Source organism: Litoribacterium kuwaitense (assembly GCF_011058155.1).
Classification (GTDB): Bacteria; Bacillota; Bacilli; order Bacillales; family DSM-28697; genus Litoribacterium; species Litoribacterium kuwaitense.
In genome coordinates this window covers 1-15,482 of record NZ_JAALFC010000056.1, presented here as the reverse complement: position 1 = coordinate 15,482, position 15,482 = coordinate 1, and the positions used below count along the sequence as shown (strand labels likewise).

General features: G+C 44.5%; 16 protein-coding genes, 1 rRNA gene, 1 other RNA gene, 1 pseudogene and 1 riboswitch. Of the genes and pseudogenes, 17 read left to right on the top strand and 2 right to left on the bottom strand.

The genetic code is table 11. The features are described 5' to 3' along the window. A partial coding sequence (locus G4V62_RS17685) for a lamin tail domain-containing protein (RefSeq protein WP_165204776.1) occupies window positions 1-1,413 on the bottom strand: 1,413 nt, incomplete at its 3' end. Between the two features lie 292 nt (window positions 1,414-1,705). Between G4V62_RS17685 and G4V62_RS17680 the strand changes: the two genes are divergently transcribed. From G4V62_RS17680 to tenA, 6 genes and pseudogenes are all read left to right on the top strand, one after another. Next, window positions 1,706-2,536, top strand: a complete 831-nt coding sequence (locus tag G4V62_RS17680) for an undecaprenyl-diphosphate phosphatase (protein WP_165204774.1) — start codon at window positions 1,706-1,708, stop codon at window positions 2,534-2,536. Window positions 2,537-2,690: 154 nt separating this feature from the next. Continuing rightward, complete coding sequence (locus G4V62_RS17675; protein WP_165204772.1) at window positions 2,691-3,509, top strand: sugar phosphate isomerase/epimerase family protein; 819 nt, start codon at window positions 2,691-2,693, stop codon at window positions 3,507-3,509. A 117-nt stretch (window positions 3,510-3,626) separates the two neighbouring features. Further along, the gene (locus G4V62_RS17670) at window positions 3,627-3,926 is read left to right on the top strand and encodes a hypothetical protein (protein WP_165204770.1); all 300 of its coding nucleotides are present in this window, start codon (window positions 3,627-3,629) and stop codon (window positions 3,924-3,926) included. 199 nt (window positions 3,927-4,125) lie between these two features. Beyond that, a pseudogene (locus G4V62_RS17665) lies at window positions 4,126-4,490 on the top strand (DMT family transporter). After that, complete coding sequence (locus G4V62_RS17660; protein WP_165204768.1) at window positions 4,490-4,801, top strand: DMT family transporter; 312 nt, start codon at window positions 4,490-4,492, stop codon at window positions 4,799-4,801. Before G4V62_RS17665 ends, G4V62_RS17660 begins: the two are co-directional and overlap by 1 nt. Before the next feature lie 124 nt (window positions 4,802-4,925). Continuing rightward, window positions 4,926-5,028: riboswitch (TPP riboswitch) on the top strand. 143 nt (window positions 5,029-5,171) lie between these two features. Next, a complete protein-coding gene (gene tenA, locus G4V62_RS17655) occupies window positions 5,172-5,870 on the top strand; it encodes a thiaminase II (RefSeq protein WP_165204766.1) in 699 nt (232 codons plus the stop codon). 194 nt (window positions 5,871-6,064) lie between these two features. On the opposite strand, the gene G4V62_RS17650 is transcribed toward tenA, so the two are convergent. Then, window positions 6,065-6,970, bottom strand: a complete 906-nt coding sequence (locus G4V62_RS17650) for a LysR substrate-binding domain-containing protein (RefSeq protein WP_165204764.1) — start codon at window positions 6,968-6,970, stop codon at window positions 6,065-6,067. 118 nt (window positions 6,971-7,088) lie between these two features. On the opposite strand from G4V62_RS17650, the gene G4V62_RS17645 reads away from it, so the two are divergent. The 11 genes from G4V62_RS17645 to G4V62_RS17595 form a co-directional block, all read left to right on the top strand. Further along, on the top strand, window positions 7,089-8,096 hold the full coding sequence (locus tag G4V62_RS17645; RefSeq protein ID WP_165204762.1) for a YeiH family protein: 1,008 nt from the start codon (window positions 7,089-7,091) through the stop codon (window positions 8,094-8,096). Between the two features lie 107 nt (window positions 8,097-8,203). Then, window positions 8,204-8,362, top strand: a complete 159-nt coding sequence (locus G4V62_RS17640) for a hypothetical protein (RefSeq protein ID WP_165204760.1) — start codon at window positions 8,204-8,206, stop codon at window positions 8,360-8,362. Window positions 8,363-8,921: 559 nt separating this feature from the next. Continuing rightward, window positions 8,922-10,565 carry a LysM peptidoglycan-binding domain-containing protein gene (locus G4V62_RS17635; protein ID WP_165204758.1) on the top strand — a complete coding sequence of 548 codons (1,644 nt, stop codon included), beginning with the start codon at window positions 8,922-8,924 and terminating at the stop codon, window positions 10,563-10,565. 65 nt (window positions 10,566-10,630) lie between these two features. Further along, on the top strand, window positions 10,631-11,104 hold the full coding sequence (gene tadA, locus G4V62_RS17630) for a tRNA adenosine(34) deaminase TadA (RefSeq protein WP_376768325.1): 474 nt from the start codon (window positions 10,631-10,633) through the stop codon (window positions 11,102-11,104). Between the two features lie 77 nt (window positions 11,105-11,181). Beyond that, window positions 11,182-11,446, top strand: an RNA gene (gene ffs / locus G4V62_RS17625) — signal recognition particle sRNA large type. Window positions 11,447-11,585: 139 nt separating this feature from the next. Then, window positions 11,586-13,301, top strand: coding sequence for a DNA polymerase III subunit gamma/tau (gene dnaX / locus G4V62_RS17620; protein ID WP_165204756.1), 1,716 nt, complete (start codon window positions 11,586-11,588; stop codon window positions 13,299-13,301). Between the two features lie 12 nt (window positions 13,302-13,313). Further along, window positions 13,314-13,637, top strand: a complete 324-nt coding sequence (locus tag G4V62_RS17615) for a YbaB/EbfC family nucleoid-associated protein (RefSeq protein WP_165204754.1) — start codon at window positions 13,314-13,316, stop codon at window positions 13,635-13,637. A 20-nt stretch (window positions 13,638-13,657) separates the two neighbouring features. After that, window positions 13,658-14,254 (top strand): recombination mediator RecR, encoded by a 597-nt coding sequence (gene recR, locus G4V62_RS17610; protein WP_165204752.1) that lies wholly within the window; start codon window positions 13,658-13,660, stop codon window positions 14,252-14,254. Continuing rightward, the gene (locus tag G4V62_RS17605) at window positions 14,254-14,466 is read left to right on the top strand and encodes a YaaL family protein (RefSeq protein WP_165204750.1); all 213 of its coding nucleotides are present in this window, start codon (window positions 14,254-14,256) and stop codon (window positions 14,464-14,466) included. The genes recR and G4V62_RS17605 overlap by 1 nt, the downstream gene beginning before the upstream one ends. A gap of 70 nt (window positions 14,467-14,536) precedes the next feature. After that, window positions 14,537-14,800, top strand: a complete 264-nt coding sequence (locus G4V62_RS17600) for a pro-sigmaK processing inhibitor BofA family protein (RefSeq protein WP_165204748.1) — start codon at window positions 14,537-14,539, stop codon at window positions 14,798-14,800. 413 nt (window positions 14,801-15,213) lie between these two features. Beyond that, window positions 15,214-15,482, top strand: a 16S ribosomal RNA gene (locus G4V62_RS17595); the annotation flags it as partial.

Here is a 15,482-nt window from a genome sequence, read left to right as displayed (position 1 = left end):
TTTTTTGTTTCCAGCTTTAATGGATAGCTTGTCATTGTTTCCCTCATGCAGTAGCGATGGGGAGATAGGGACTAGCATGTTTTCGAACGTTACGATAGAGTCTGAAAACAGCTGAAGAATCTGCTGGTTGTCATACGTGACCGCATTTTTGAAATATACATTCGTATCGCGAATATCAAAAGATAAGTAAGCCTCGTTTTCTAAAGCAGCAAACCACCCTACGGGGACGGGCTGATCGTTAATCGCTAAAATAATCCTCTCACTGTTGGCTCCGGTAGCCGCACCTTTAATGAGAGTGTCGCCTTGTACAAAGCTTTCATTGTCAACATTTAATCGAATGGCTTCTTTAGGTGCTGAGTCGATCGTTTTTGGTGAGGTTTCAATTATATTTGTGCCGTCTGTAACTTCAATTGAATAAGTCAATGTTTGCATGCCAATGATATGGACTGTCGGAATCTCGTAAGTGTAGCGATTGTGCTCATGATGGCGTAATTGTACAGAATGTTCAGTTTTATGTGTGGAAGTTGTTTCGTAGTGGAGCGTTGCTTTTTCGACAAGCTGATTGTCAGTGATGATGGCATCAATGATCAACGGCTCGTTCTCTTCCAAAGGGGCTTGACTGGTATGATCCTGGACCTCGGGTTCCTCAACGTCCACAGGGATGTCAATCGGTTCAGATGGAATTTGTTCCTCCGTAACCGATCCAGGTGTTGCGGGGTGGGATGCTGCAGATATTTTTCGTTGATCGATACCCTGTAGTGGATAGGCATAGTGAATCCCTAAGTCGGGGCGTGTGTCATCAGGCTGGGTATCGTTATAAAAGGCTCGATTCACCTCAATGCCCGTTTTTGTGGCGATGATGAGACCGCGGGCACCTCCGTTAGCCATGCCACCTTTTTGTATAGTGAATAATTGTTTACCTGCTTCAAGAGACGTTCCAAAATTGTCATTAAAATCGGCGGCTGTTGCATGATCGTTTTTCCCGTTTTTAATCCAGAAAACGACTGCTTCTCTGGCTGGAATGATGATGTTTTTTTCTACAGCATCCCAGAATAAATCGCTTTCCGGCCCTTTATCAGGATAACGATACTGTAAGCGGTAGTTAGCAAAGGAGCGGTCTTCGTCACTTGCGTTATACACTTCAATAAATTCAAAGCCATCTGCTCCATCGATATTCGTCGTGTCGGGAACCAATTCGGTAATTAGAAAAGGGGATAAGTGATTCGGTGCATCATTTAAAGAGGTGACATCGATCGTAGATGCTTTGCTTGTCTGTTTATCATGGTTTGGCAAGGCTTGGTTGTTTTTACCCTCAGAAGAAGCAAACGCTGAAGGTACAGGGCTAAGGGTGGAAAGGATTAAGAAGACGGCAAGGAACATAGAATTCAATCTCCATTTTTTTCGCGATTTCATGGAAAGCTCCTTTGTCCATATTGGTTGAAACAAACATCTTAAAGAAAGGTTATGGTTCAACCAAAAGATGGTTATTTTGTATTGTCATTCTGTTTTTATGTAACAAATCCTGCTCATTGTCAAAAGTTTACTGTGAATAGGTGAAAGGGCGCATGATTTAGTTTCATTTCTAAGTTGCAAAATCAATCTTTATCCATCGGCTCGAGTGTTTAAACATTCTTAAACATGAAATTTGGGAGGCTTGTCATATGTTAAAGAAACGAAACAATGAGATCAAGAAAGGAATGGATCGATGGACGTCATCATGTTTTTTAAGGCAATCATTTTAGGGATCGTCGAAGGGTTAACGGAGTTTGCGCCTGTGTCATCAACAGGACATATGATTATTGTCGATGATCTATGGTTACAATCGAACGTTTTTTTAACAGCACCTGTGGCGAATACATTTAAAGTCGTCATTCAGCTTGGCTCCATTTTGGCTGTCGTCATCGTGTTTTGGCCGCGGTTATTGAATTTGCTGCATCTTAAAAAGCCAGGAAGAGCTGAAAATGGGCAGAAGAGACGGTTAAGGCTGACGCATGTTTTTATTGGGTTGTTACCAGCAGGTGCATTAGGTGTCTTGTTTGAGGATTTAATTGATACGCATTTATTCTCCACTCGAACGGTTATTTTCGGCCTAATCCTTGGCGCATTTTTAATGATTGCAGCCGATCGCTTCGCTCCAAAGACGATGACACAACGCGTCGATGAGATCACTTATCAGCAGGCTTTTTTCATTGGGCTTATTCAATGTTTTTCGTTGTGGCCAGGCTTTTCCCGCTCTGGATCAACGATTTCGGGCGGTGTGCTTCTCGGCCTTAGCCACCGTGCCGCAGCCGACTTTACCTTCATTATGGCTGTACCGATTATGGCTGGGGCGAGTGTATTGTCTCTGATCAAAAACTGGCAATACTTCACCTTGGACGTCTGGCCGTTTTTTTTGAGTGGCTTTATCGCTTCTTTCGTAGTAGCACTGTTGACCATTCACTTCTTTCTAAAGCTGATCGATCGGATTAAGCTTGTCCCGTTTGCTCTTTACCGGATTGGGCTCGCATTGGTTATTACACTCGTCATTTATTTCTAAAGAAACAAGGATCAATTAACTGAGGAAGGTGACAGGTATTTGCTGAAGCGAGGCCTACTTTGTTGTTTCATTCAAGCCTAGACTTGACCGCTTGTAGTACATTGGGTACTTTTTAGAGGGACTATTCAGAATTTTAATGAGGAGCTGGTGACAGATGTCTGCTACTTTTGGAGTTAGCACGTGGAGTTTGCATCGTTGTCTTGGACCATTGCATTGGACGGTTTGGAATGATGATCAGAAAAGACAGGAAACAATAATTGAGCCTCAAGCTGAAGAAGTTACTTTATTGGAACTGCCGTCGCGGCTAGTGAACGAAGGATATCTATACTTAGAAATTTGTCATTTTCATTTCCCGGATACATCTGAAGCGTATTTGAGTGATTTACGACATGCTGTACAAGCGTCAGGTATGATATTGCACACGCTTCTACTTGATTATGGTGATCTTTCTACAGACGATGACGTGAGAAGGCAAGCTGATATTAACTGGGTGAAGTCTTGGATTGATATTGCCGAGCTGTTAGGGGCGACAGCGGTTCGTGTCGTTGCTGGTGAACAGCACCCGTCCCCAGCCTCTTTGCAGCGAAGCGCCGAGGGATTGGCTACGCTCGAGGTGTACGGGAGAGAAAAAGGGGTTCATGTCGTAACAGAAAACTTTAAAGCTTTGACCGCACGTGTAGAAGACTGGAAAACGACAGTTCAATCAATTACGGGGGCAAAAAGAACAATTGTTGATTTTGGCAATTTGGCAAAGGAAGAGCGTATAAAGGGAGTTGAATTTGGCTCAGCATATGCACATTCGTTTCACGTGAAACCCCCTGAGCTACCAACTGGGAATATTGACGAAGAGGAATTGCGGCGAATGCTTCAAGCTGTCTCATCAGAAGCACCCCTCATTGTGATAAATTCTTTTCCAGGAAATATGTGGAACGGTATTGCGAAAGTAAAGCAGGCGGTTGAAGCACAGTATTAAGGTGTGCATCCATTATGAAAGAATAATGAAAGCTTGTCCTTATGCGATTTCCCCTGTTTATTCTTTCGGTATTTGTGGTATAGTTCAATTGAGGAAATTAATTAAAAGGAGAAGATTATGTCTCTACCTACAATACTTAAATGGGTTACAGGTGTCATCGAAGCGGGGTTAGGTATTCCTTTTATTGGCGGGATATTTATTGTAGCCAACGGATGGGCGCCACTTTGGATCATGCTCGTTGTTCATGTCGTCGTCTTGCTTATCAATCGATCACACAAAAAACGTATCATTGGTCCAGCGTTTGGTATTGGTGCAAGCTTGCTAGGCTTTATTCCAGTGGTCGGGATGATTAGCCATATCGTCGCTGCCATTGTTTTACTGATTGATGCATATGTGTCAACGAAAGAGGAGAAGTAACAATGATGCCCGTGTAAACGGGTTTTTTGTCGTCCTTCTGATGCTAAGGTGGTAAAACGAAGAAGGGCAAATTTCCCCCGTTTCATTATAAAAAAAGCGAGAGTGATCAGAAGAAATTCTTGCTCTACAGCACCTTTCCCCTTATAATACGAACGGTAGGTAGTTGTAACTAACAAACGGTAGTTAGGGGAGAGAGGCCATGACAGAAAAGAAGGCTTGGACGTATATATTTTTGCGGCCGTGTTAGAAATTGCTTGGGCGTTTGGAATGAAAATGTCTGAAGGATTTACACGACCATTAATCAGCTTTGTCACAATTGCCTTAATTGTCATTAGCTTTTTTGTTTTATCGAAGAGCATGCAAGTTGTCCCTGTAGGTACTGCTTACGCTGTGTTTACTGGCGGAGGCGCTGTCGGCACAGCGATCATTGGCATGACCTTTTTGAATGAGGAAACGAGTATCATTCGGGTGATCTTTATCGGAATTCTCATTACAGGCATTATTGGGCTTAAGTTCGTATCCGGGGATTCTAAAAAGGCACAGTCAGAAGAGAGGGCGACATAATGGCTTGGATCATTTTACTCATCGCAGGTTTTGCAGAAATCGGTGGCATTCTTGCTTTGAAAGCGTCGGAAGGATTGAGCCGTCTGAAGCCAACGATTTTTGCCATTGTTTTTGGCGGATTGAGCTTTTATTTGTTGTCCGTTGCTCTCAAAGAATTGCCGTTAAGTACAGGGTATGCGGTCTGGACGGGAATCGGCGCTGTTGGCAGCGTATTGTTCGGAATGTGGATTTATAAAGAGCCAAAAACGGCTGCCCGCTTGTTTTTTATTGCGCTCATTGTGACCGGTGTCGTAGGCCTTCGGTTTTTTTAAGCGCATGACGTATTGTCTCGCGGATGTTGACGATGATGCATGTAAAATATTTAAGGTCGCAACAGGATTACAGTACACCTTGACATTAAGAGCTCGGTTAGATATGTTGAAAGGGAATACAATGACAGTCCACTGGGGGCGCCATTTGGCTGAGATAAGGAGTGATCCTTAGTCCCTTTGCACCTGATCTGGTTAATGCTAGCGTAGGGAAGTGGAGACGGCTCATGATGCGTTTTTTAAACCTGTGCATACGACCGTTCCTACGTGTTTAGGAGCGGTTTTTTTGTTGGGTACAGACAGTCGTTTAGTCGTTTTCATGAAGGCAATGCATAACAGGTTCCCCAGTAGCTGATCTACAAGGAGGATTCTGATGTCATTTACTGAAATGTTACGCGCTGAGAATGATGCCACGTTTGAAGCTATTTTTGATCATCCGTTTGTTCAAGGGTTAAAAAAAGGTGATGTACCGAAAGAAGCATTAATCCATTATGTGAAACAAGATTTCGAATACTTAAACGCTTTTATGAAGGTTTATGGATTGGCGATTTCAAAATGCTCATCTCGAGAGGATATGTCACTGTTTAATGAGCAGATTTCGTTCGTGTTGCACAGTGAGATTCACCCGCACAATAATTTGTGTCAAGTGGCGGGCGTTCGCTATGAAGAGCTACAAGGATTTCCTTTGGCGCCAACGGCAAACCATTATGTTATGCATATGATGAATACAGGGCACCAAGGTACGCTTGGGGAAATTATGGCTGTGTTGCTGCCGTGCCCGTGGACATACCTTGAGATAGGGAAACGGTTAGTGAATGAAGTGAATCCACAGCCAGGTGAGCATCCCTTTTATGACTGGATTCATTTTTATGGAACGAGCAGTATGGATGAATTAACGAAAAGCTTGCGTACATGGCTAGACGCATACGTAGAGGAAAAAGCGGCTCCGTGGGAAAAGGAAAAAATGCGCGAAGCTTTTGCGAAAAGTTGTCAGCTAGAGCTCGGCTTTTGGGAAATGGCGTACAGTGTAGAAGAATGGCCCGTTCAAAATATTCTCGAAGACATGAAGTGATGTCAGTCCACGTGGATCGCATCATGGTGTCCTTTGTTTAACTTAAAAGCGTTGACTGTTGAGACGTTAAATGAATTGAAATCCCCTTTCCTATGTAGATGTTGGAAAGGGGATTTTGCGATTTTAAACGTGTAATTATGTAATTGGCACCGTAGAGGTGCAGTAACCAACTAAAATATTCAAAAGCTGATGTGCTATGGCGTTGTTTTTATTTGCTGCTCGATCGAAGTCTTTAAATGGTTGATAAAGGCATCGACAAGTAAGGTTTTTGGAGCTTTAGGAAGAATGAGGTAAAAGTGACGTTTCGTTGCGGGCCAGTCGATCATTGGGACAATCGAGATTTCTTTATGCTGCAATGCTTTTTGCACAACCCATTTGGAAAGAATGGACAAACCGAGTCCGTTGGCAACGGCTTCTTTGACGCCATAATTGCTAGAAATCGTCGTTTTTTGTGACACGTGGATATCGTTGTTTTTAAGAAAATCATCCATATAGGCTCGTGTGCCTGACCCTTCCTCTCTTTGCACCCAAGACCATTGGGAGAGCTGTTCCTTCGTCACTGGAGCATCTAGCCGGTCGGCCAGGTCATTTGGTGCGATGAGCACCATTTCATCTTCCATCATTGGTATGACGTCGAGCTGAGGGTGCTGAACGTGACCTTCGACGAAGCCCATCGTATACACGCGTTGATACACATTTTCGACAATATTTGTTGTATTTTCAATGGACATCGTTAATTCCACCGCTGGGAACGATTTTTGAAACGGGGCGAGCAACGTTGGCAGGACAAATTCTCCAATGGTGTAGCTTGCTCCGATTGATAAGGCACCTTCAACGCGCTGATTCATGCGGGCGATGTCTTCGATCGATTGATCATAATGCTCGACAATTTCTTTAGCTCTTTTGTAGAAAAAAGCACCTGTTTCCGTTAAATGAAGAAAACGTTGGGAGCGATCAATCAGAATGGTATTAAATTCTTCCTCCAATTGCTTGATATGTAGACTTACACTCGGTTGTGATATTCGCAATTTTTGCGCGGCTCTTGTGAAGTTTTTTTCTTCCACAACGGTGATAAATGTTCTAACGGGCTCAAGGGCCATCTGATGTCCTCCTCGTCATTAATCTTTCTGATGATTTTGATCAGGGATTTGTATTTCACGGCGCGTGTTCTATTTAGTATAGTGCAGAGACAAATAGAAGAAAATGGGGGAGACATAAATGGAACAAATGCAACATCGGGAGAACGTGCGGTTCTTCGGGGGGGTCATGTTTACGCTCGTTCTCGCACTCGCCGGTTTTTTATTGGCGCGCATACCTGGATTGTCCGCGGTCGGGCCATTAACGATAGCGATTGTCCTTGCCATCGTTTACCGGTCTTTTCTTGGTTATCCTCAAAAAATAAAGGCAGGAGTTGTTTTTTCTTCAAAAAAAGTGCTTCGCTTTGCGATCGTGCTTTATGGTTTTCAATTGAACTTAAATGTCATTTGGCAGGATGGGCTAGGTGTTTTGTTAAGCGGTGCTGTCATAATCGTCCTTGCCATCGGCGTTATGCTCTTGATCGGGAAATGGTTTAAAGCCGATCGTTCGTTGAGTATGCTGTTAGGTGTTGGTACTGGTATATGCGGTGCTTCAGCGATCGCAGCAGTGTCACCTATTATTCGGGCGAAGGATGAGGATACGGCGATTGGTGTTGGTCTCATAGCCCTTGTCGGTACGGTGTTTGCGTTGATCTTTACGGCATTAAGCCCTGTTTTGCCTTTAAGTCCGGTGCAATATGGAGAATGGACTGGCTTGACTATCCATGAGGTTGCGCAAGTCGTTCTTGCTGGGGCTGCCGGTGGTGAAGATGGCTTAGCGATGGCGCTTTTGGCGAAATTAGGCAGGGTGTTTTTGCTTATTCCAGTCTGCTTCATTCTCATGGCTTTAGTATCTCGTAAGAATGAAGGTCGTAACGTGCGTGCGCCGTTTCCCTGGTTTTTAATTGGTTTTGTGGCAATGAGTGCCCTTGGGACATATGTTCTCGGTCCGGTCGTACCGGTCACTGAACAGACAATGGAGTTTGTATCTACATCTGCTAGCTTTTTATTGACGATGGCGATGGCGGGCTTAGGGTTAAATGTTGACATCCGTCAACTTGGCCAAAAAGCATGGAGACCGCTACTTACATTAATTGTTACAAGTGTTATCGTGTCCGTGGCGGGGTATGTTTTAGTCGTTGCATTTTAATGATTTATGATTTGTCGCGGTTCGTTGATGCATAGTTTCTCACAGATCATCCACACTATGTAGAAAGCAGGTGGCTTGACTACGCAAATGATAAAGCAGGTGAGATGATGAAAATGCAACCTCCATTAACCCGTGATGATGTATTAAGGCCAGCGAATGTGCGACGGTCGGCAAGTGACGATTTTAGTGAGCTTCAAGCATTGCAGGAGACGGCAGATGAACCGTCCTCGACCGCACATGTGACTGAAAGGCCATACTGCAAATGACCATGAAAGGAGAACGATGATGGGGAAGACGAATCAACCGCAAAGAAAAGAACAGCCAGAAATTGAGCATACGACGCTTCACCCAGACATTGAGCGTGAGCAGGAAACGATTAAAAACACCGAAAGCAGATCATAAGTAAAATGATTGGCAGGCAACCAGATACCTAGGTTGCCTCAGCCTATTAAAGTTTTCTTAATTCATCAATCATAAAGAGAGATTTTTTAGTGCTTAAGTTGAATGAACATAAGCATGTTTTGTCGATCAGTGAGGCGAGTGATCGGAGTCATGAATAAGTAATGGAGCACTATGCCGATGGTTTTAAGGCGGTCCTGGAAGTGAGATGGCACATGTTTAACCGGCTCCTCGTTTTTTCAACTGCTACAAGTGATGTACACCTAAGAAATCCTCATTTAAAACCGTAAAATGAGTGTCAAAACCTGGATGGATATGCCACCGGGTTTTTTATTTGTAGAAAATCTGTTCTTATCTAAAAGGGAGAAGCGTAAATCACTGTCCTTCTGAATACAGATAATAAAAATGGTTACAGGAGGCGAAGGGATGGGGAGAGCAGAGTGGCATCATGTTCAGCTCGGTGAGAGCCTTTACGACATTGCCCGTAAGCACTGCGTAACGGTTGATGCACTGATGAGAGAAAACCAATTGCGTGGACCATGTGTCAGTGGACAATGGTTACGCCTTCCTCCATATGTAGATGCAAATGTCGTTGAAAAGGGGGATCAAACGTCCGAACTGGCTAGAGCGTGGGGAATGTCGGAAATAGACATTATCCGAAAGAATGCTTTAAGGGCTCGTGAGCTTGAGGTTGGGCAGCTTCTGTTTAGAAAAGAAGGATATATTGTTCAGCCAGGTGATACGCTATATACGATTGCGAAAGCTTTTCAGACGACAGTCGCAAGTCTTGAAGAATTTAATCAAATATCGGTAGATCAGCTTCAAGTAGGTCAAGTGTTAGCGATTCCTGGATACACGGTGGCAGCGACGATTGGCGAAACGTTTATTTACGATCGTCCGTCCATACGAGGACGCGTTCTTCTGCGTCCTGTTACGGGGGCTCGTTTTACATTGGTGGGTTCGGGAGATGGCTGGCTGAAGGTGCGTCTTTATGATGGACGCGCAGGGTGGCTGATACGGAGTCACGCTCGCCTCGAAGTCAGTGATCGCAATGAACGCCCTCTTTCCCTTTTAGGTTATTATACAGAGGATGAGGGACCAGGTCTCCCAGGGTCAGAGGAGTCGTTTTTTGCTAATGCCGATCGGCTTCAAGATGTTAGTTTGTTTTATTATCAGATTCACCTTGAAAATCCGACCACTCTTAAAAAATTTGACGGGTTTACTGATGAGGATGTCGAACGGCTTGTCAATGACGCCCATGCACGAAATGTCCGTGTGCTTGCAGTGGTTCATAACATGCTTTACCGTGAAGGTCCGGAGACAATTTCAAAAGATGTCGCCTCTGAATTGGTGTCTTCTAAACAAAACCGCCAGGCACTGATCGCAAATATTTTAAAGCTGTTAAGACGATTTGATATGGATGGTATCGACCTAGATATAGAAGAGGTTTATGAAGAAGACAGGGATTTGCTCTCACAGTTTATTATTGAGTTAGGAGAAGCACTGCGAAATGCTGGATACTTTTTCTCCATCGCCATCCCTTCAAAAGTGAGCGCTGAAGATCCGAATGCGTTTGCGAAACCATTTAATTATGAAGTCATTGGCAAAGCTGCCGATCAAGTTGTTGTCATGCTATATAATGAACACGGCTGGCCGGGCAGCGGTCCAGGTCCGGTCGTATCGATTGGTCGAATGGAACAGGCATTAAGCTACGCGAAGACAGAGATTCCTCCTGAAAAAATACTTGGTGCCGTCTCAGTGTTTGGGTTTGATTTTAATTTAACGACAGAACGGAATCGATATTTAACTTATGAAAGTGCCATTGAAACGGCTTTTGAATACGATGCGATGATTCAATTTGATGAAGAAAGTCAGACGCCGTATTATTCGTATGTTGCTGAAAATGGTGATGAACATGAAGTATGGTTCGAGGATGCGCGAAGCATCTTGGCAAAGGCGGAGCTCGCACAGTCTCTTGGCATACAAGGGCTTGCGCTTTGGCGTTTAGGTATGGAAGATCCTGCAATCTGGCCTGTTTTAGCCAATCGATTCATTTTGCGAAAGCCGTGATGGCTTGTCCTCATTTGTTCTGATAAAATGAAGCGTAAAAGTAAGTGGTAAAGACGGTGAAGCGGTTGGAAATTTTGCAACAAACTGATGAATATTATATGAAACTCGCGATTGAGCAAGCAAAACAGGCGGAGCAGCTTGGAGAGGTTCCGATTGGAGCTGTCATTGTCCAACATGGTGAAGTCATCGCTGTTGCACATAACTTGCGCGAGATCGAGCAGCGTGCTGTTGCTCATGCTGAGTTGCTTGCAATTGATAAAGCATGCCAGCATACCGGGTTTTGGCGTTTAAATGACGCCGTGTTGTATGTAACATTGGAGCCTTGTGCAATGTGCAGTGGTGCGATCGTTCTTTCGCGAATCGCACGTGTCGTGTATGGTGCTTCTGATCCAAAAGGTGGCTGTGCGGGTACATTAATGAATTTGCTTCAAGAGGAGCAGTTCAACCACCAAGCGGATGTCACTGCTGGCGTGCTTCGTGATGAGTGCGGACAAATGCTAACAAATTTCTTCCAAAATCTTCGTCGACAACGTTCATGACTTGCAGTTTGTGCGAATAACGGTTATAATTATTCTTGCACACTTTTTGTGTGCCCTTAACTTTGGTAGCAAATTTGCCGTGCTAAGTGGGGAGGTAGCGGTGCCCTGTACCCACAATCCGCTATAGTGGGACCGAATCCCTTCTTAAGGCCTTTCGTCGTGTGGTCTGCCGCAAGTAAGTGGTGTTGACGTTTGGGTCCTGCGCAACAGAAACCCGTGAATCCTGTCAGGTCCGGAAGGAAGCAGCAGTAAGCGGACCCTTCTGTGTGCCGCGGGGACGCCTGGACCGAGCAAACTGCTTGCGTAACGCATGGGACGGATTGGTCGAGAGAAGGTGCACGGCTTTATATGATTTAATATAAAATAAAGCTAACGATGTAAAACGATCATGCGCTTCATGTATGATCGTTTTTTAGTGTCTCCTTTTGAAAAAACAAGTGCCACCCGGTATAATAGAGGAACTAAAAGAGAGGAGCCGGCCATGAGTTACCAGGCATTATATCGTGCTTTTCGTCCCCAGCGCTTTGCCGATGTGGCGGGACAAGAGCATTTAACGACGACATTGCAAAACGCGCTCGAGCAGAAGAAATTTTCTCATGCATACGTATTTTCTGGGCCTCGGGGAACAGGGAAGACGACGGCAGCAAAAATTATGGCGAAAGCGATTAACTGTGAACAAGCGCCAGCTCGCGAGCCGTGCAATCAATGCTCAGCATGTCAAGGCATCATGGACGGCTCGATCTCTGACGTCATTGAAATTGATGCGGCTTCCAATAATGGTGTCGATGAAATTCGCGATATTCGCGATAAAGTGAAATACGCACCAAGTGCAGTAAGTTACAAAGTGTATATTATTGATGAAGTACATATGCTGTCTACAGGAGCTTTTAATGCGCTTTTAAAAACATTAGAGGAGCCTCCACAGCACGTACTATTTATTTTAGCGACGACCGAGCCACATAAAATCCCGACGACGATCCTCTCTCGCTGTCAACGGTTTGAGTTTAAGCGGATGACAATGGAGAGTTTAGTGGCCAGAATGAACTATGTTCTACAAGAAATGAACATGTCTGCAGATGACACAGCCTTGAAGCGAATTGGACGAGCTGCAGAGGGGGGGATGCGGGATGCGTTAAGCCTCCTTGATCAAGCCATCTCCTTTAGTGACGGACACGTGTCGGATGAGGCAGTTATGCAGATGACCGGAATGGCTTCAGCGGATGCATTATTTTCACTAGTATCGACGCTTCATGCAGGAGAAACTGCGTCTTTGTTGAACACATTGGAGGACATGGTATCTCAAGGTAAGGAGCCTCAGCGGATTTTAGAGGATCTCATTTACTTTTTTAGAGACGTGCTTCTTTATAAAAAAGCACCTGCAATGGAAGAGTTCTTTCAAGTCGCCGAAGCGCATGAACCTTTTAAAGAGTTCGTACAGAAAGCATCGGAAGAGTGGATTCTACACATTCTCCATCAATTGAATGAAAGCCAGAATGAGCTGAAATGGAGCGGCAATGCACGTGTGATGCTGGAAGTTGCCTTGTTGAGGCTTCCTGCGGCAAATAACGATTTGGCGGTATCGCCAACGAAAAGCCAAGAAATACCTGAAGTTCAAGCAGATATTGTGTCAGATTTGCACAAAAAGATTGCTGCGCTTGAGAAGGAGTTGGCCCAAGTCGCTAAACGTCAAGCGGCAGCACCAAGTGTTGAAGCTCAGGCACCCCAACAAAAAAAACGGGTGCGCGGTCAACAATTAAAAGTGCCAACAGCCGAGATCCAGCGTATGTTAGCCTCTGCTGAGAAGAAAGAACTGCAACAAATCAAAAATGCGTGGGCCGATGTCATGGAGCACATCAAACGTGAAAAGATCTCTGCCCATGCGACATTAATTAGCAGTGAGCCGGTCGCTGCTTCGGAAGATGCTTTTCTGTTAGCCTTTAAATATGACATACATTGTCAAATGGTTGCTGATAATAAAAATCAAGTTTGTGATATTATAGAAGATGTACTTCAGCGGATTCTTGGAAAGACGTACCGTCTGTTGACAGTGCCACAAAAGCAATGGCAGGAGATCCGGGAAGAGTTTATTCGGACTCAGCGTGAGCACTCACCAGAGCAAGAGGAAGCAGATGAAGAACCAATTATTGCGGAAGCCAAAAAAATCGTTCCAGAAGAATGGCTGGAAATTAAATCATAAGGAGGCCCAAAAATGCGCGGTGGAATGGGTAATATGAACAATATGATGAAGCAAATGCAAAAGATGCAGAAGAAAATGGAGAAGGCTCAAGAAGAGTTAGGTGAGAAGACAGTTGAAGCGACAGCCGGCGGCGGGATGGTTAAAGTCATTGCTAACGGAAATAAGCAAATTGTTGAGGTTGAGATTGATGAAGAGGCTGTTGATCCAGACGACGTAGAAATGCTACAAGATTTAGTGTTAGCGGCGACAAACGAAGCTTTGAAAAAGGTAGACGAGATGACAAACGAAACGATGGGACAATTTACTAAAGGAATGAATATTCCCGGTCTTTTCTAAAGGCTTGAGGAGGAACACATGTGCACTACCCACAACCGATATCAAAACTAATTGACAGCTTTACGAAACTGCCAGGAATCGGGCCGAAAACTGCGGTGCGCCTGGCTTTTTTTGTCTTGGAAATGAAAGAAGACGACGTTTTGGAGTTTGGGCGCAATCTAGTTAATGCAAAAAGGCAATTGACGCATTGCTCAACGTGCGGGCACATCACCGACAAAGACCCATGTGCCATTTGTTCCGACAGTCATCGTGATCAGTCGGTCCTCTGTGTCGTTCAAGATCCGAAAGATGTTATCGCTATGGAAAAGATGAGGGAGTACAATGGGTTGTATCACGTGCTCCATGGTGCCATTTCCCCAGTAGATGGCATTGGTCCTGAAGATATCACAGTGGCAGATTTGCTCAAGCGTCTACAAGACGAAACTGTTCAGGAAATTATTTTAGCGACGAACCCAAATATTGAGGGTGAAGCAACAGCCATGTACATTTCAAGGCTTGTGAAGCCAACGGGCATAAGAATGACACGAATTGCTCATGGTTTGCCAGTTGGAGGCGACCTTGAGTACGCGGACGAAATTACATTGTCTCGAGCTCTTGAAGGCAGGCGGGAGCTGTAATGAAATGGAAGAAAAGGCGCCTAAAGAAGCGATACGATGAAGAACTGCTCGAAGTTCTTGATGAAAAGAAGACCGAGTGGGAATCCTACGAAGCATTAATTCACCAAACCATTGACTTACCATTAGAAGTGCGCGCATCAGGAAAAATTCATGAAGCGCTGTATTTCTTCCTATTAAGGGAAGCAAGACACCGTCAGCTTAAAAGAAGATAATTGCCGGTCTCAAACGGAAAAAGTCTGCATAGGATAGTAGCAAGAGGACGAGCTAGGAGGTGAACAAAGAATGGATCCCCTATGGCTGTTGGTCATTGTGCCCCCTTTGCTGCTTTTTCTTTTTGTTCCGCGATGGTTTGGCACTGTAGCTAGTTTCGCTGGACGTGGTATCGTTAAGGTAATGATAGGAGCCTTGTTCCTTTTTTTCTTAAATACTTTCTTTGGCCATCTTGGTGTTCATGTTCCTATTAATTTAGCTACAGCTGCTTTGTCTGGTTTTTTAGGAGTGCCTGGCGTTATGTCTCTTGCGGCGATCAGTCTATTTATCATGTGAATGACACGTTTAAACCGAGCGCCTGGTGAAACCAGGTTTTTTTATTTTTATTGTGTATGTCGTAAAGATTACGATCTTTGAGCAGTGAAAAAAGGTGGATGCGAGGTTTTTGCTAGAATTCGAGCAAATTCGAAAGAAACCCTTGTTTTTTTTATGGGCATATGGTATATTAGTAATCCGGTCGATAAAGACGGCGCTAACCACTATATTTTTTATAAATTGAGGTTGCGTTATTTATCTGGTCGTGATATGATATAAAAGTTGTCGCTAAAAAGCGACCGAGACATTTTTGCCCTTTGAAAACTGAACAAAAGCCAAGCGTACAAACGTGCCATGTCGAGACATCGACATGTAAAACAAACAACTGTGCAAAGGACGAATCGCTTCTATATAGAAGGTAGATTCAAAAAACTCTTATGGAGAGTTTGATCCTGGCTCAGGACGAACGCTGGCGGCGTGCCTAATACATGCAAGTCGAGCGGATGAAGGGAAGCTTGCTTCCCGGATTCAGCGGCGGACGGGTGAGTAACACGTGGGCAACCTGCCTGTAAGACTGGGATAACTCCGGGAAACCGGGGCTAATACCTGATAATCCTTGAACCCGCATGGGTTTAAGATGAAAGATGGCTTCGGCTATCACTTACAGATGGGCCCGCGGCGCATTAGCTAGTTGGTGAGGTAA

What these genes read in the sequence shown, in the direction of transcription:
- G4V62_RS17670 (WP_165204770.1), top strand. Translation starts at nt 3,627, where the DNA reads ATGTCTCTACCTACAATACTTAAATGGGTTACAGGTGTCATCGAAGCG.
- G4V62_RS17640 (WP_165204760.1), top strand. Translation starts at nt 8,204, where the DNA reads ATGAAAATGCAACCTCCATTAACCCGTGATGATGTATTAAGGCCAGCG.
- tenA (WP_165204766.1), top strand. Translation starts at nt 5,172, where the DNA reads ATGTCATTTACTGAAATGTTACGCGCTGAGAATGATGCCACGTTTGAA.
- G4V62_RS17645 (WP_165204762.1), top strand. Translation starts at nt 7,089, where the DNA reads ATGGAACAAATGCAACATCGGGAGAACGTGCGGTTCTTCGGGGGGGTC.
- dnaX (WP_165204756.1), top strand. Translation starts at nt 11,586, where the DNA reads ATGAGTTACCAGGCATTATATCGTGCTTTTCGTCCCCAGCGCTTTGCC.
- G4V62_RS17635 (WP_165204758.1), top strand. Translation starts at nt 8,922, where the DNA reads ATGGGGAGAGCAGAGTGGCATCATGTTCAGCTCGGTGAGAGCCTTTAC.
- G4V62_RS17600 (WP_165204748.1), top strand. Translation starts at nt 14,537, where the DNA reads ATGGATCCCCTATGGCTGTTGGTCATTGTGCCCCCTTTGCTGCTTTTT.
- G4V62_RS17650 (WP_165204764.1), bottom strand. Translation starts at nt 6,970, where the DNA reads ATGGCCCTTGAGCCCGTTAGAACATTTATCACCGTTGTGGAAGAAAAA.
- G4V62_RS17675 (WP_165204772.1), top strand. Translation starts at nt 2,691, where the DNA reads ATGTCTGCTACTTTTGGAGTTAGCACGTGGAGTTTGCATCGTTGTCTT.
- G4V62_RS17605 (WP_165204750.1), top strand. Translation starts at nt 14,254, where the DNA reads ATGAAATGGAAGAAAAGGCGCCTAAAGAAGCGATACGATGAAGAACTG.
- G4V62_RS17615 (WP_165204754.1), top strand. Translation starts at nt 13,314, where the DNA reads ATGCGCGGTGGAATGGGTAATATGAACAATATGATGAAGCAAATGCAA.
- G4V62_RS17680 (WP_165204774.1), top strand. Translation starts at nt 1,706, where the DNA reads ATGGACGTCATCATGTTTTTTAAGGCAATCATTTTAGGGATCGTCGAA.
- G4V62_RS17660 (WP_165204768.1), top strand. Translation starts at nt 4,490, where the DNA reads ATGGCTTGGATCATTTTACTCATCGCAGGTTTTGCAGAAATCGGTGGC.